The sequence below is a fragment of the Alcaligenes sp. Marseille-Q7550 genome, assembly GCF_965112015.1.
In genome coordinates this window covers 101594-115512 of the sequence record NZ_CBCOPU010000002.1, presented here as the reverse complement: position 1 = coordinate 115512, position 13919 = coordinate 101594, and the positions used below count along the sequence as shown (strand labels likewise).

Genomic DNA, 13919 nt, shown 5'->3' with positions numbered 1-13919 from the left:
GAAACGGACAGCAGACATGAAAGTAGCAGTGCTGGGCAGCGGCATCATCGGAATTTCGACGGCATGGTGGTTGAGCCAGGACGGACACGAGGTCGTGGTGGTGGACAGGCGCAACGGGCCGGCCCAGGAAACGTCCCGCGCCAATGGCGGGCAGATATCGGTCTCCTACGCCGAGCCCTGGGCCAATCCGCAGATGCCGCTGAAGCTGCTCAAGTGGCTGCTGGACGACAATGCGCCGCTGTTGTTCCGGCCGCGCCTGGACATGCGCCAGTGGCGCTGGTGCCTGTCGTTCCTGCGGGAATGCCTGCCTTCGCGAATGGCGCCCAATGTGCGCGCCCTGGTGGGGCTGGCCGAGTACAGCCGCCGCACGCTCAAGCAGATGCGGCCTTCGCTGGACTTCGACTATCGCCATCAGGAAAAAGGCATCATCACCTTCTACCGCGACGCCGCCAGCCTGGACGATTCCCTGCAGATGGCGGACCTGATGCGCGACATGGGCGTGGACCGGCGCGTGATGAGCGTGGACGAACTGGTGCAGGTCGAACCCGCATTAGCGGCGGCGCGCCACCTGATCGTGGGCGGGGACTACACCAAGGACGATGAGTCCGGGGACGTCAACCAGTTCGCCTGCGGCCTGGCGGCCATGGCCGAAAGGGCGGGCGTGCAGTTCCGCTTCTCCACCCAGATCAACCGGCTGCAGACCGAGCAGGGCAAGGTGAGCGGGGTGGAGATCATTGCGCCCGACGGCAGCTTCGAATCCCTGCAGGCCGACGCCTTCGTGGTCGCCATGGGCAGTTTCAGCCCCGAGTTGCTCGAGCCCCTGGGCATTGCCTGCCCGGTCTATCCGGCCAAGGGTTATTCGGTCACCATCCCGGTACTCGTGCCCGAGGCCGTGCCTACGGTCAGCCTGACCGACAAGGACCAGAAGATCGTCTATTCGCGCCTGGGCGACAGCTTGCGCATGGCCGGCACGGCCGAACTTTCGGGCTACTCCCGCAGCTTGAACACAAAGCGTTGCACATCCATGCTGGCGCAAGTGGCGGAATTGTTCCCAAGCGCCCTGGATTTTGATAATGTTCATTTCTGGTCGGGACTGCGTCCCGCCACGCCTTCAAATGTTCCGCTGATCGGCCGCACCCGTATATCGAACCTGTATCTGAATACCGGGCACGGCACGTTGGGATGGACGATGGGGGTCGGCTCCGGCCGGGCCCTGGCCGACCTGATGGGCGGCCGTCAGCCCGAACCCGAATTTCCTTTTTTACGCTAAAGGATTTATGAAGAATCTACGCGGATTAGCGCTGAAGCGGTGCGTGCAGGCACTGGCGACGGCGGCGTGCGGCGCCCCCGCGCTTTTGCATGGTTCCGCTGCCCCGGCTGCGGTGGACATCCAGGTCTGGACTTCCCTGAACCCCCACAACCAGGCCGAATTCGAGAAACTGGTCAGGGACTTCAATCGCAGCCAGAAGGACGTCAAGGTCGAGGTCAAGGCGCACGACTCGGATGCCGCCCTGGACCAGGCCCTGCAGGCCGCATCCGGCGCGCAACTGCCCAACCTGGTTCAACTGGGCGAGATGTCCGGCCTGGACGAAGTGGCGGACCGCTCCTACATCCTGCCCATGCATACGCTGCTCGCCAAGGAGAACCTGGGCAACGTGTCCTGGTTCCTGGCCTCCAACTCCTTCGTGCGCAACGGCCGCGGCCAGTTGCAGGGCTTCCCCTACATGGCGGAGATCCCCGTCATGTACTACAACCTGGACGCCTTCCAGAAAGCCAAGCTGGAACCGGCCGTTCCCAGCCGCGTCTGGCTGGACCTGCAAGGCCAGCTGGTGCAGCTGGCCAACAACGGCTCGCGCCGCTGCCCCCTGACCTCCGACCAGTCCGTCTCCATCAACCTGGAGAATCTGGCGGCGGTGAACAACCAGATCTATGGCCTGGCCCCCGGGCCCAAGGTCAAGGGCAAGGTGGGCTTCGATTTCGACGTCCTGTACATCCGCCACCTGTCCATGATGGTCAGCTGGGTCAAGTCCGAACTGATGGTCAAGCCCGACATGCTGCCTCAGTCGCCCCAGCGTTTCGCCAAGGGCGAGTGCGCCGTCATGTTCTCGAACTCGGGCCAAATCGGCGAATACAGCGCCACCCGCGGCCTGAAGTACGCGGTGACCGGCCTGCCGTACTACCCTGAAGTCACCCAGACTCCCGGCAAGCCTTTCGTGACCGGCTCGGCCCTGTGGGCGACCAAGGGGCATCCGGCCGACCAGAACCAGGCCGCCGCGCGTTTCGTCAGCTGGCTGGCTCAGCCCGAGAACGCCGCACGCTGGTACCAGCAGACCGGCTTCCTGCCCGTCAGCCGCGAGGCCTTCAACGCCACCGGTAGCGACTACTACAGCGGCAAGGGCGACTGGCAGCACCTGGTGGGCGCCTACGGCAGCGGCTCCTCGGGCACCGCCAAAGGCAATTTCCGTAATTACCGCCAGATCCGCGCCGTGTTCAACCAGAGTCTGGAAAGCGCCCTGGACGGCAAGCAGCCGGCCATGACGGCGCTGCGCACGGCCGCCACCGAAGCCAATCGCCTGGTTGCCCAGAAGGGACGCTGATTCATCCATTCGTACAAGCCGATCTGGCGCCCGGCCCAGGCCTGACCGAAGATGAGCTCCATGCCCCACGAGGGGTATGGAGCTTTTTCTTTGGATGTGCGCCATGCTGTCTTTTCTTCGGCCTGCCTGTGCCTGCCTGATCCTTCCCGGCCTGTCCGCCTGTCTGGCCGGACAGGGCCCGGGCACATTTGCGCCCGAATCCGCGGCGCAGGCCTTCAATTTCGACTGGAGCCTGTCGGGCGAGCCCCGCGTCGGCCCCTTGCAGGTCTTCGACAATGGCGTGCGCACTTGGCTGCACTTTGCGCCGGGCCAGATCGTGCCGGCCGTGTTCGGGCGGCGCGCGGGGCGGGAGCAGGCGCTGGTCCTGACGCCCGTAGGCCAGTTTCACCTTTCCCAGGGCGTATGGCCGGAACTGCTGTTTCGCGCCGGCCACGGCCAGGCGCGGGCCAGCCGGCACGCGGATCGGCCCGCCGGCGAGTCGCCGCCACCTGCGCCTGCCGCAGCGCCGGGGTCTGCGGTCCGGCCTGCCGCACCGCCGGTCGTCCGGGCCGCTGCTGCATTGCAGGAACAGCCGGCTGTGCCGGCTGCGGCCCCGGCGCTTTCGTCGTCCTACGATATCCGCCCGGAGGACCAGACGCTGCGCCAGGCGCTGGCGCGTTGGGCCGGACAGGCAGGCTGGGTGTTCCAGCCGGAGCACTGGGACCTGGATGTGGATCTGCCGGTCAGCGCGCCGGCCCGTTTCCAGGGGGACTTCAAAACCGCGGTGCAGCAGTTGCTGCATGGCACCGAGCTGACTGCCTATCCGGCGCAGCCGTGCTTCTATTCCAATCAGGTCCTGCGCGTGGTGGCCTGGTCGCAGGCGTGCGACCGCAGCCTGGCGCCCGGAGAGCGCTCATGAAGCCCTGGTTCATACTCGTCGCGGGTCTGCTCGCGGGATGCAGCCTGGCGCAGCAAGGCAGGGAGGTGGGCCGGCGCCATCAGGCGGCGCAGCAGCAGGTTCAGCAGCACCAGGAGCGTTTCCGGGAGGGCAATGACGCCGAGCAGCGGCGCCGCCGGCAGTCGGTGGACAGACCCTGGGTGGCCGGTTCCGCCGTTCCGCTGGGGCGGGACAAATCGCTGCCTGCGGTACTGCGCGCCGCCCGCAAGGTCACCTTGGCGCTGGCCGAACCGTTGCCTGGCCTGGATCAGCTGGCCCAGCGCATCGCCCACTTGTCGGGCCTGCCGGTCTTCGTCAGCCCGGAAGCGCTTCTGCCCGCCGCCGATTTCCTGCCGCGTCTGGCCGGCGCCGTGCCGGCGGCGGATCGCACCCAAGCGGAGCGGGGCCGCCTGCATCTGGAACAGCGCACGCTGGCGGATCTGCTGGATCATCTCTGCGCGGCCTTTGGCGTCAACTGGCGCTATCGCCAGGGGCGGATCGAGTTTTTCCGCACCGAAACCCGTCATTTCCAATTGCGGATCCTGCAGCAGGACCTGGATGCCCAGGCCGGCATCGGCGGTTCGGGACAGGCAGGGGAAGCCTGGCAGACACGCTTGTCCGCCGCGCCCGTTTCCCTGATGGAATCCCTGCGGCTGAGGGTGGAGGCCTTTCTGTCGCGCGCCGGAACGGTTGCGGCGGCGCCCGGCCCTAGCTCTTTGCTGGTGGTCACCGATACGCCCGAACGGCTGGACGCGGTAGGCCGGTATCTGGACCTGGAGAATCGCCAGCTGGCGCGCCGGGTGCGCCTGGTATTCGAGGAAATCAGCCTGTCCTTGTCTGACCAGCAGCAGATGGCGCTGGACTGGAACCTCCTGTTTCAGAAGGCCGGGCTGGCATGGGGCCTGGGCAGCCCCGGGGAGACCCTGTCCGCCGCCGTCACTCTCCAGGGGCGCAGCGAGCGCGGCGCCTGGGCGGGCACCGAGGGATTCCTCCAGGCCCTGGCCGAACAGGCCAGGGTGGTCCGGCGTCAGAGCTTCCCCATCTTTGCCTTGAACCGGCGTCCCGCCAGCCATTCCCTGCGCACGCGCTTCACGTACGTGGACAAGGTGGAGGCCGCGGCCTTGTCCGCCGGAGCCCAATTGTCGCTGCCCGCGGTCAGCGTCAGCCAGAAGGAAGAGGCCGTGGGCGCCATGCTCACCGTGGTGCCGGACATCCAGGACGACGGGCGCATCCTCCTGACCATCGCCTACGACAGCACGGTCGCCCAGCCGCTGCGCATGCTCAGCTTCGGCGACCGCAGCCATCCCTTGCAGTTGCAGCAGGTCACCATAGACGGCAACAGCCTGATGCAGCAGGTGTCGGTGCTGCCGGGCCAGACCTGGCTGATCGCCGGGCACGATCGCGTCCTGGACCAGGATGAACAGACCCGCGCCGGCCCGGACCTGCCCTGGCTGCTGGGCGGCAGCCGGCAGGTGCGCAGCCAGACCGTGCGTACTCTGCTGCTACTGACGGCGTATCTGGAGGAGGAGCTGACATGACCCGCCACGAACCGCTTGTCGATTACTGTTTCGGCCTGCATTGGTTCGCCCTGGTCGATGGACCCTCGGGCCCGGGCCTGCGGCGCCTGTTGCGCAACCATCCTCGCGCCTGGTATTGCCTGGCCGGCGGAGATCTGCTGGCCGCGGGCCTGGCCGACGAAGCCTGCCTGCGTGATTCCGCCGGGCTGGCGTCCGTGCGCGAGGCCAGCCCGGCCGCAAACGGTCGCCGCGCCGTGTCGTTCTACTCGGCCGCCGCCTGCGTGGCCGGCCAGCATCCGGACGGCTGCGTGCTGGCGCTGTGGCGACTTGAACAGGGGCGTTTCTGGCTGATGGCGGCCCACGACGGCGCCGTCATCGGCGGCACCGATTGCCTGTTCGACGACCCGGCGCAGGCCCATGCCGTGCATGCGGAAATGAAGCGGCGTTTTTCCGGACTGCGGGAACTGCCGCAGCCCGAAGACCTGCGGGCGCACCTGGAGCAGGGCAGACAGGAATCCTGTCGCCTGCATGCCGGAGCGGGTCCGCGCTCGCGCCGGTTCGTTGTTCTGTTGGGGCCGGTGCTTGCGTTGGTACTGATCGTCGCCGGCTGGATTCTGGGGCAGCAACGGCCTGCCGTTCAGACGGCCGCGGCCGATTTCGGCGGGCTCATGCAGGACTTTCGGCAACGGCACTGGCTGCCGGGCGTTGTGGGCTTCCAGTCTTTGCTGGGGCTTCTGGAGCGTCTTCCTTATCAGGCGGCGGGCTGGCGGCTCCAGCAGGCCGATTGCCTGCCGAACGATGGTTCCTGGCAATGCGCGGCGCTGTATGCGCGTCACGATCCGCAGGCAAGCAATCAGGGTCTGGAGCAGATTCTCGGTCCTCGGGCGGACCTGCAGTTCCTGGACCTGGACCGCGCCCGCCTGCGCGTGGCGGCAAGGCATCATGGCCAGCCTCTGGATTCGGCCCGCCTGCGGGGGCAGCGACAGAACGAACGCGACCTGTTCAGCGCGCTGCAGGCCGTGCAGGCCGCCTTCGGGCAGGTGTCGATAGGGCCGCCGCAGGCGCTGGACCTTGGTCCCGGCGCTGCGCATGTGGAACATTCGCCGGGCGTGCAGCGCCGGCCCTGGCGCAGCCAGTCGCCCTTGCGCTCGGCGTATTTGTTATTGCCGCAGGCGCAGGTCCTGCGCTGGGAAAAATCACGCTTCATGTGGCGGAGCAGGCGATTGCCTCGCTGGCCAGCAGCGTGTTGACCCTGAACCTGGAGGGCTATGTCTATGAGCGGGCCGACGAGGCGTCTTCTGATTCTGCGCAGGTGCTCGGCCATGATCTGGCTCCTGCCCATGCTGTGGCCTCCCCAGGCTCAGTCCGACACGGCGCTGCTGATCACGGTCCATGAACTGTTGCGCATGGACGCCGAGCGCGCCCGGCAGAATGTCTCGCCCCGCTCCTGCCCAGGGGATGCGCCCCTGACCAGCCAGGGGCGATCAGTAGACGGCGGCATCGAACTCAAAGCCATCTATGGCCGCGACAAGCAATTGCTGGCCGAGGTCCGGCTGGGCGAGCGTTCCCTGGTTTACCAGCAAGGCCAGCCCTGGCCCATAGGCCGGCACCGCGACCGAAGCATGCGGCTGCATTCCTTGAGCAGCCGTTGTATCGAACTTCAGGAAGGAGACCAAAAGCATGAGCTTTGCCTGGAACCTTGAACATCACGGCCGCGGCGCGGGCCGGCATCCCTGGCGGGCGTTCGGCAGGCGCCGGCGCGAACAGGCCGATCCCGGCGCGGACTTGGCCAAAGGGGATGCGCACCGGGGGCCGGGCGCGGCCCGGCTTGCAGAGGCCATTGCCAGCCTGTCCAGCCTTGAAGCGCTTCATGAAGCCTGTGAGCCCAAGCGCAGCCTGGCGGCGGAGCTGGGCGTGGAGCATCTGGCTGCCCGCCTGGCGCCCATCGTGACCGGGGACGGCGCCGCGGTGATCCTGGCCGTGGACGATATGGCGGCCTCGGACCAGGCGCAGGCATTGCTGGCCTTGCTGCGCGAACGCGGCTACCTGCTGGCCGATCCTCCCATGTACAAGGTCAGCGAGGCGCTGTTGCTCGGATTGCGCCGCGACGGCGTCCGGTTTCGTCAGAGCCTGCCGGCGCGTACGGACCGCAATGAGCTCGAGCAGCTTTTTCTGCGCCTGTTGCGCTGGGCGCTGGAGCAAGGCGCCAGCGACATCCATGTGCGTTTGCGCGAAGATCGCGCATGCTCCGATGTGCACTTCACCCTGGCGGGCCGCCAGGTGTGCCCCGACGCCTTCCAGGCGCTGGACACCCGCCTGCTGACGGACATGCTGGCACTGGTCTGGATGGATGCGCAGGGCGGCAATGGGGCCGTCTTCGATCCGGGCCAGGAGCAGCAGGCCAGCCTGCGCAGGCAGGTCGGGGGCCGCAGCGTCGCCTTGCGCTGGGCTTCCATGGCGGCCCTGCATGGTCCGGCCGGCTGTCTGCGGCTCCTGTCCACGCCCCAGGACAGCCCGCTGCCGGTGCTCGAGGAGCTGGGCTATCTGCCCGAACAGGTGGCGCAGTTCAATCGCGTCATGGCCTGCGAGGGCGGGGCCATCCTGTTTGCCGGAACCGTCGGTTCGGGCAAATCCACGTCTCTGGCGGCGCTGGTGCGCAGCGTGCCGGCCACGCGCAAGATCATCACCCTCGAAGATCCGGTGGAGTACCTGATCCCCAACGCGATCCAGAGCTCACTCAGCCGCAGTCTGGACCAGGACGCGCATTCGGTCTTTGCCAGCAAGCTGCGCGCCCTGAAGCGTTCAGCCATGCAGGATGTCCTGCTGGGGGAGATACGCGACCGGGAGACGGGGCCGGCTTTCATGGCTCTGGCGTCCTCGGGCGTCAGCGTCTACAGCTCCGTACATGCCGCCGGGGCCGAGCAGATCCCGGAACGTCTGGCCTCGAGCTTCATCGGGGTGCCCAGAGAGTTTCTGGCCATGCCGGGCATGCTCAAGCTGCTGGTCTATCAAGCCCTGCTGCCGCTCCTGTGCCCGGGGTGCGCGCTGGACGGTCCGCCGAACGATGCGGCGCACGCCAGCCTTGAGGCGCTGCGGGGCTGCGAAACCGGCTCCATGGATGGGCTGCTCTGGCGCAACAAGGCGGGATGCGCGCAATGCACGGGATCGCGCCTGCCCGAGCATTACGGCTATCAGGGCCGTACCGTGGTGGCGGAGCTGCTGGAGCCGGACCTCTTGCCTCAAGCGCACGAGCGCATGCGTCGGGGCCTGCCTTTGCGCGCACCAGGCCCAGGCTTGCCCGCCGTGCTCCATTCCGCATTGCGCCAGGCGTACAGGGGCAGGCTGGACCTGCACGACATCGAAGCCCGCTTCGGCGCTTTTGAAACCTGGCGCTTGCGCCTGAAGGCCCGTCGCCATCGCGCGGCCGGGGTCCAGGAGCTGCTTCAATGAATGAATTTGCGAGCAGCCGGCTTGTCCAGGCCTGGCGCGCCTGCCGCCTCCGGCTCGATCAATGGCGTTTCATCCGGCGGCGCGAGGCTTATTTCCAGTACTTGCTCGGGGTCCTGCAGGCGGAGCAGGGCCGTCGCACCCTGCACTCCCTGTTTGTGCAAGACAGCCTGCGCTACGGCGCAAGACATCATCGCGGCCGCCTGAGCCGGCATTGGCAGGCTGTGTACCGGCGCAGCGGCGGGGAATTGCAGGCGGTCTGGGCGGGTTGCTTGCGGCCGGATGAACTTCTGGTGTTGCGCACCGCACAGGCTGCAGGCCGGGTGCAGGACGGTCTTGCCGCCTTGAGTTCCTACCTGTCTCTGGTCGGCTGGGCGCGCGGGCAGGTTCTGCAACTGCTATGGCCCGCCGTCATGGCGGTGCTCCTGGCGGTTTTCCTGCTGGCCTGCATTCCCTGGCTGACAGTTCCGGCCCTGCAGCAGGCCTTCATGGATCTGCCGTCCGAGTTTCTCGGGGCGCGCACGGCAAGCCTGTACGCCTGGGCGCAGCGCCTGCGCACGGCGGCGCCATGGGCCGACGTGCAGGCCGTGGCGGGGGCGGCGGGCCTTCGGCTCGTGTTGAAGAACCGCAGTCACGGACTGCGGCGCACGATGGATCGCGTGGGTCCCGGCCTGGTCTTGCGCCGTCTGGCGGCCCTGCGCTTCTTGTCCTTGCTGGCGGTGCTCCTGCAGCCGGGCGCCGGCGCAAGCCTGCCTTTGCGCGCGGCAATCCAGCTCCTGGCCGTGGGCAGCGGCGACTGGATGCGCTGGCACCTGGACCTGATGCTGCGCCGTATCGCGGCAGGGCATCGGGACGAGGCCTTTTTCGACACCGGGCTGCTGGCTCGAGAGCTGCTCCGGTTCCTTTCCGACATGACCCGCGCTCACGGCATGGCACGCGCCCTGTCGCTATGCGCGCGCCAGGCCAGCGATACCCTGCGTTCGAGCCTGCCCCGGCAAGCCTTGGCGCTGCGCTGGTTCTGCCTGCTGGCCGCGGTCCTCTTCGGACTCTGGTTGCTGGCTTGGCACTATGCCGTGCTGGACGAGTTGCGCCGTTCCTTGATGCTGTTCTTCAGTTCCTCTTCCTTGCTTTCCTGAATTCCGGAGGTTCCATGTCTTCGTATCCTCGTTCGATGCCTGTTCAGCGCCAACGCGGTTTTTCCTTGCTGGAGGTGTCGGTGGTGACCGCCATCATTTTGCTGGTGGCCATTCTGGCTGTGCCGGCCATCGGTTCCTACCTGATCGAAAGCCGCGTGCCCAAGGTGGGGGAGGAGCTCAGCCGCTTCATCGTGCAGACGCAGGTCCATGCCCCCTATGAAGGCGGCGCGCCTTATGCGGGCATGAGCACGGCGGCCCTGGCGCGGCAGATTCAGCCCGGTTCCGCCTTGACGGTGTCGGCCAATCGCCAGCAGGTGCTGCACGGCCTGGGCAGCGGCGGACAGGTCAGCCTCGAGACGCGGGAGTCGGGCTCGGCCTTCGCCATGACGCTGGACAAGGTCAATCACGCCGCCTGCCCGGCATTGCTGTCCATGATGCAGCGGCTGGCGGCGGGCATGAGCATACAGGCCGGCGGCGCTCTCAAGGAGGTCAAGTCCGCCACCCTGGCCTACAACGCCCTGGCCGCCCAGGCCAATTGCACGCACGGGGACAGCAATACCTTCGTACTGGTGGTGCGCTGAACATGCGGCTCCAGAGCGGACAGGCCCTGCTGGAACTGCTGCTGACGCTGGCCATCAGCGCACTGCTCTCCGTCTGGGCGGTGCAGCGATGGCAGGCGCATCTGCGGGAGCAGCAATTGCAGAACTGGGCCGGCTGGCTGCTGGAGGTCAGGCAGGGCGTGCAGCGCTATATGGATGCGCATGCAAGCGATCTGCTGGCCGGCGCGGCGGCCTTGCCGGGATACGCGGATCCCTGGAGACCCGGCATGGCGGAGCTCGCGGCGCAAGGGTGGCTGCCCAGGGGGCTGTCGTCGATGCCGCTCAATTGGCCCGGATTGCAGATCCAGTTGACGCCCCAAGGAGACTGCCCCGGCGCGTGCCGGCTGGACGCCTTGCTGCTTCTGTTCGCCAGCCAGGACTGGGCGCATCGGCCTGCCGCGCTCGGACAATGGCTGCTGGAGACGCGCGGCTACGGCCTGGTCGTCCATCCCGACCGGTCGACCCGCCTGCAAGGACCGGCCGGCGATTGGCCCAACCCCTTGTCCGGCACGCAGCCCCGGCCGGCGGGCACGATGGCGGTGCTGGCTTCTGGAGGCCGTGATGCGGGCCTGGCAGGGGAGGACATGAGTTCCTACCTGCGTTTGCGTGATGAACGGGATCCTGACTTCCAGGCAAACCTGAGCGCCCGCGGCCAGGTGCAGGCGCATGGCAATCTGCAGACGCAGGGCGCCCTGGTCCTGGGGGGAAGCGCGTATACCTATTCCGCCTGTTCCCAGGAGGCCGCCATCGTGCGGCGCATCGAATCGCCAGGCCTTCTGACCTGCCGGCAGGGCTATTGGCGGCCCTTGGCTTCCGCTGGAGGCGGGGCGTTCATGACTCATTCCCATACGCCTTGTCCAGCCCAGCACGCCCAGGTGCAGGTCAATCCCATGACGGGGCAGTGCAGCTGCCCGAGCGGCTACCTGCCTTTGCGCATCGCCGAATACACGGTGGCCTCGGGCGTGACGCGCTCCTACCTGTGCGTGGACTGAGCGCGGGCAAGAAAAAACCCGGCATGGTTCCCATGCCGGGTTCTGGCGAGTGCGGCGCCGCGCGTTTGCGCTGCCGCGGCCGTGCAGGACGGTTTAGTCGGCCTTGCCGCTCCAGGCGGCGATGTCGGCCCGTTCTTCGTCGGTCATCTGGGTCAGGTTGCCCAGCGGCATGTAGTGGGAGCCCACCACGTTCTTGACCTGTGCCGCGTGCAGCAATGTGTTTTCCTTGGTGTCCAGCAGCATGCCGGCAGGAGCCGAAGGGAAACCGAACTGTGCGCTTGGCTTGGCGGCGTGACACTGGATACAGCGGGCGTCCATGATTTCCTGGACTCGCGCCAGGCTGATCTTGGAAGCCGAGTCATCCGCGGACACGGCGGCGTTCTGGGCCGGGGCCTTCACGCTGGCAGGAGCAGCCACCCAGCCCACGATCAGCAGCAGGATGACGCCGGCGACGGGGTAGGACAGGTTGTTGGTGCCTGCGTGCAGCAGCACGAAGTACTGGCGGATCAGGGCGCCGGCGAAGATGAACAGCACCATGATGATCCACGCATTGGGATGGTTGTACGTGAACGAATAATGGTTGCTCAGCATCAGCAGCACGACGGGCAGCGTGAAGTAGGTGTTGTGCACTGAACGCTGCTTGCCGCGCTTGCCGTCCAGGGGGTTGGGAGCCTGGCCGGCCTTCAGGGCCTTGACCATGCGGCGCTGGCCGGGAATGATCCAGAAGAACACGTTGGCCGACATGCTGGTGGCCATGACGGCGCCGGTCAGCAGGAAGGCGGCGCGGCCCGAGAAGATGTGCGCGCTAAGGTAGGCGACGGCCACCATCATGATGGCCACGGCAACGCTCAGGATGCCGTCGCGTTCCATGTTGGGGCTGATGATGCGGCACAGGCCGTTGTACACGACCCAGCCCAGCACCAGGAAGGCGATGGCCACGACGTTGGCCTGGGTGCCCGTCATCTGGGCTGCCCATTCCCAGGGGCTGTTGGGATTGACCAGGTAGAACTCGGGCTTGGTCAGGTACAGCAGGGCGAACAGGCCGAAGCCCGACAGCCAGGTGGTGTAGGACTTCCAGAACGACCAGTGCAGATCGTCGGGCAGTTCGGCCGGATTGGTCAGGTATTTCTGGTTGTGGTAGAAGCCGCCGCCGTGGACGGCCCACATTTCACCGAACACACCCCGTTTCTTGCTTTCCTCGCCTTTCGGAGGCTTGAGGCTGTTGTCCAGCATCACGAAGTAGATGGATTCGCCGATCCAGGCGACAGCGGCAATCACGTGTAGCCAGCGCAGCAGCAGGTTGCCATATTCAAGTAAATACGCGTGCATAGAAGTCTCGTATCGTTTGTTGACTGGTTATGAGATCGAAAGAAGCGGTTCAGATAACCGATCAACTGCCGCGATACGTGGACCAGGACCAGGGAGTCACGACCAGGGGGACGTGGTAGTTGGCGTTGGCGTCGGCGATGCCGAAGCGGATGCCGACCTGGTCGACGAAGCGAGGCTCGGGCAGGGTGCTGCCGTTGGCTGCGAAGTAGTCGCCGGCGTGGAACACCAGTTCGAATACGCCGGTCGCCATGGAATCGCCCTGCAGCAGGGGTTCGTCGCAGCGGCCGTCGCTGTTGGTGGCTGTGGTCTTGATCAGAGTGCGCTGGTCGCCCTGGATGGAATAGAGGTCGACGCGCACGCCTTGTGCAGGACGACCTTGAGTCGTGTCAAGCACATGGGTAGAGAGCTTTCCCATAAGTGTCTCCGGTTTATGGTGATCAAAAAAGGTCCAGCGAGCCCAGTTTTGAGAACCGGCCGGGGGCCAGCGGTGCAAGGATCAGTGCGCTGGGTTGAGGCCCCAAAATCGCCGCGCCGGTTGAGGTTCCGGATTGTCGACAATTTGTGTTGACGATTTTGTAGGGATGCCGAATAATTGTCAAGAGTTAATAACGAGAATTTTTATGCTTCAGATTAGGCGGCACGAGGGCGATTCGTCCGACGTCCAGGCGCCCAGCGCCTCGTCTCTGCTGGAAGGCGGCATGGCGGACAACGAGACCGGACGTGTATACAGCCAGATTTTCGATGCCGTGGTGGACCGGCGGCTGCTGCCCGGCGCCAAGCTGACCGAAGCGACCCTGTGCACCATCTTCGACTGCTCGCGCGCCACCGTGCGCGCCGCGCTCTCGGCCCTGGCCCACGACAAGATCGTGGTCATCGAGCCCAACCGCGGCGCGTTCGTGTGGAAGCCCACCGCCAAGGAAACGCAGGATGTGTTCGAGCTGCGGCGCGACCTGGAGGAGCTGATCCTGCGCAAGCTGCTGGCCCTGCCGGATCTGCCTGCGCACCTGGAAGGGCTGTATGACATGGTCGCGCGCGAACAGCAGGCCTTCGAGCAGGGCGACCGCATCAGCTGGCTGCGCCTGTCCAATGCCTTTCACGTGGTGCTGGCGCGCTGCGCCGGCAACCACGAGCTGACCGAACTGATGCACACCTTGTGCGCCCGGACCACGCTGATCATCGCCTACCACGATACGCCGGGCGAGAAGGCGTGCTCCTTCTACGAGCACAAGGAAATTCTCGACCGATTGAGTCAGGGCGACGCCGAAGGCGCGCTCCGGGCCATGCAACACCACTTGAGTGATTGTGAACACCGCATGAGCGAGGCCAACGACGGCAAGCCTGCCGATCCCTGGCTCGCATTCAGCGTGAAACGCTAACAGGAGACGT

13 protein-coding genes are annotated in these 13919 nt (G+C 66.4%); 11 read left to right on the top strand and 2 right to left on the bottom strand.

Features of this window, described 5'->3' with window-relative positions; translation table 11 throughout:
• Positions 1–16 precede the first annotated feature (16 nt).
• The 10 genes from ACWPWO_RS09855 (at position 17) to ACWPWO_RS09810 (ending at position 11204) form a co-directional block, all read left to right on the top strand.
• A complete protein-coding gene (locus tag ACWPWO_RS09855; RefSeq protein ID WP_454006467.1) occupies positions 17–1270 on the top strand; it encodes a D-amino acid dehydrogenase in 1254 nt (417 codons plus the stop codon).
• Positions 1271–1277: 7 nt separating this feature from the next.
• The gene (locus ACWPWO_RS09850; protein ID WP_454006466.1) at positions 1278–2597 is read left to right on the top strand and encodes an extracellular solute-binding protein; all 1320 of its coding nucleotides are present in this window, start codon (positions 1278–1280) and stop codon (positions 2595–2597) included.
• A 103-nt stretch (positions 2598–2700) separates the two neighbouring features.
• Entirely contained in the window at positions 2701–3495 is a 795-nt protein-coding gene (locus tag ACWPWO_RS09845) for a TcpQ domain-containing protein (protein WP_454006465.1), read from the top strand.
• The gene (locus ACWPWO_RS09840; protein WP_454006464.1) at positions 3492–5051 is read left to right on the top strand and encodes a hypothetical protein; all 1560 of its coding nucleotides are present in this window, start codon (positions 3492–3494) and stop codon (positions 5049–5051) included. The genes ACWPWO_RS09845 and ACWPWO_RS09840 overlap by 4 nt, the downstream gene beginning before the upstream one ends.
• Complete coding sequence (locus tag ACWPWO_RS09835) at positions 5048–6280, top strand: hypothetical protein (RefSeq protein WP_454006463.1); 1233 nt, start codon at positions 5048–5050, stop codon at positions 6278–6280. Before ACWPWO_RS09840 ends, ACWPWO_RS09835 begins: the two co-directional genes overlap by 4 nt.
• Before the next feature lie 72 nt (positions 6281–6352).
• The gene (locus tag ACWPWO_RS09830; RefSeq protein WP_454006462.1) at positions 6353–6733 is read left to right on the top strand and encodes a hypothetical protein; all 381 of its coding nucleotides are present in this window, start codon (positions 6353–6355) and stop codon (positions 6731–6733) included.
• The gene (locus ACWPWO_RS09825) at positions 6711–8480 is read left to right on the top strand and encodes an ATPase, T2SS/T4P/T4SS family (protein WP_454006461.1); all 1770 of its coding nucleotides are present in this window, start codon (positions 6711–6713) and stop codon (positions 8478–8480) included. Before ACWPWO_RS09830 ends, ACWPWO_RS09825 begins: the two co-directional genes overlap by 23 nt.
• Positions 8477–9613, top strand: a complete 1137-nt coding sequence (locus ACWPWO_RS09820) for a hypothetical protein (RefSeq protein WP_454006460.1) — start codon at positions 8477–8479, stop codon at positions 9611–9613. The genes ACWPWO_RS09825 and ACWPWO_RS09820 overlap by 4 nt, the downstream gene beginning before the upstream one ends.
• Positions 9614–9627: 14 nt before the next feature.
• A complete protein-coding gene (locus ACWPWO_RS09815; RefSeq protein WP_454006459.1) occupies positions 9628–10194 on the top strand; it encodes a type 4 pilus major pilin in 567 nt (188 codons plus the stop codon).
• A 2-nt stretch (positions 10195–10196) separates the two neighbouring features.
• Entirely contained in the window at positions 10197–11204 is a 1008-nt protein-coding gene (locus ACWPWO_RS09810; RefSeq protein ID WP_454006458.1) for a hypothetical protein, read from the top strand.
• A 93-nt stretch (positions 11205–11297) separates the two neighbouring features.
• Here ACWPWO_RS09810 and ACWPWO_RS09805 read toward each other — a convergent pair whose 3' ends face one another.
• Together ACWPWO_RS09805 and uraH are read right to left on the bottom strand one after the other, a co-directional pair.
• Positions 11298–12533 (bottom strand): urate hydroxylase PuuD, encoded by a 1236-nt coding sequence (locus ACWPWO_RS09805; protein WP_454006457.1) that lies wholly within the window; start codon positions 12531–12533, stop codon positions 11298–11300.
• Between the two features lie 61 nt (positions 12534–12594).
• Positions 12595–12948: a hydroxyisourate hydrolase gene (gene uraH / locus ACWPWO_RS09800; RefSeq protein ID WP_454006456.1), complete on the bottom strand. Its 354-nt coding sequence runs from the start codon at positions 12946–12948 to the stop codon at positions 12595–12597.
• Positions 12949–13153: 205 nt separating this feature from the next.
• On the opposite strand from uraH, the gene ACWPWO_RS09795 reads away from it, so the two are divergent.
• A complete protein-coding gene (locus tag ACWPWO_RS09795; protein WP_454006455.1) occupies positions 13154–13909 on the top strand; it encodes a GntR family transcriptional regulator in 756 nt (251 codons plus the stop codon).
• Positions 13910–13919 lie beyond the last annotated feature (10 nt).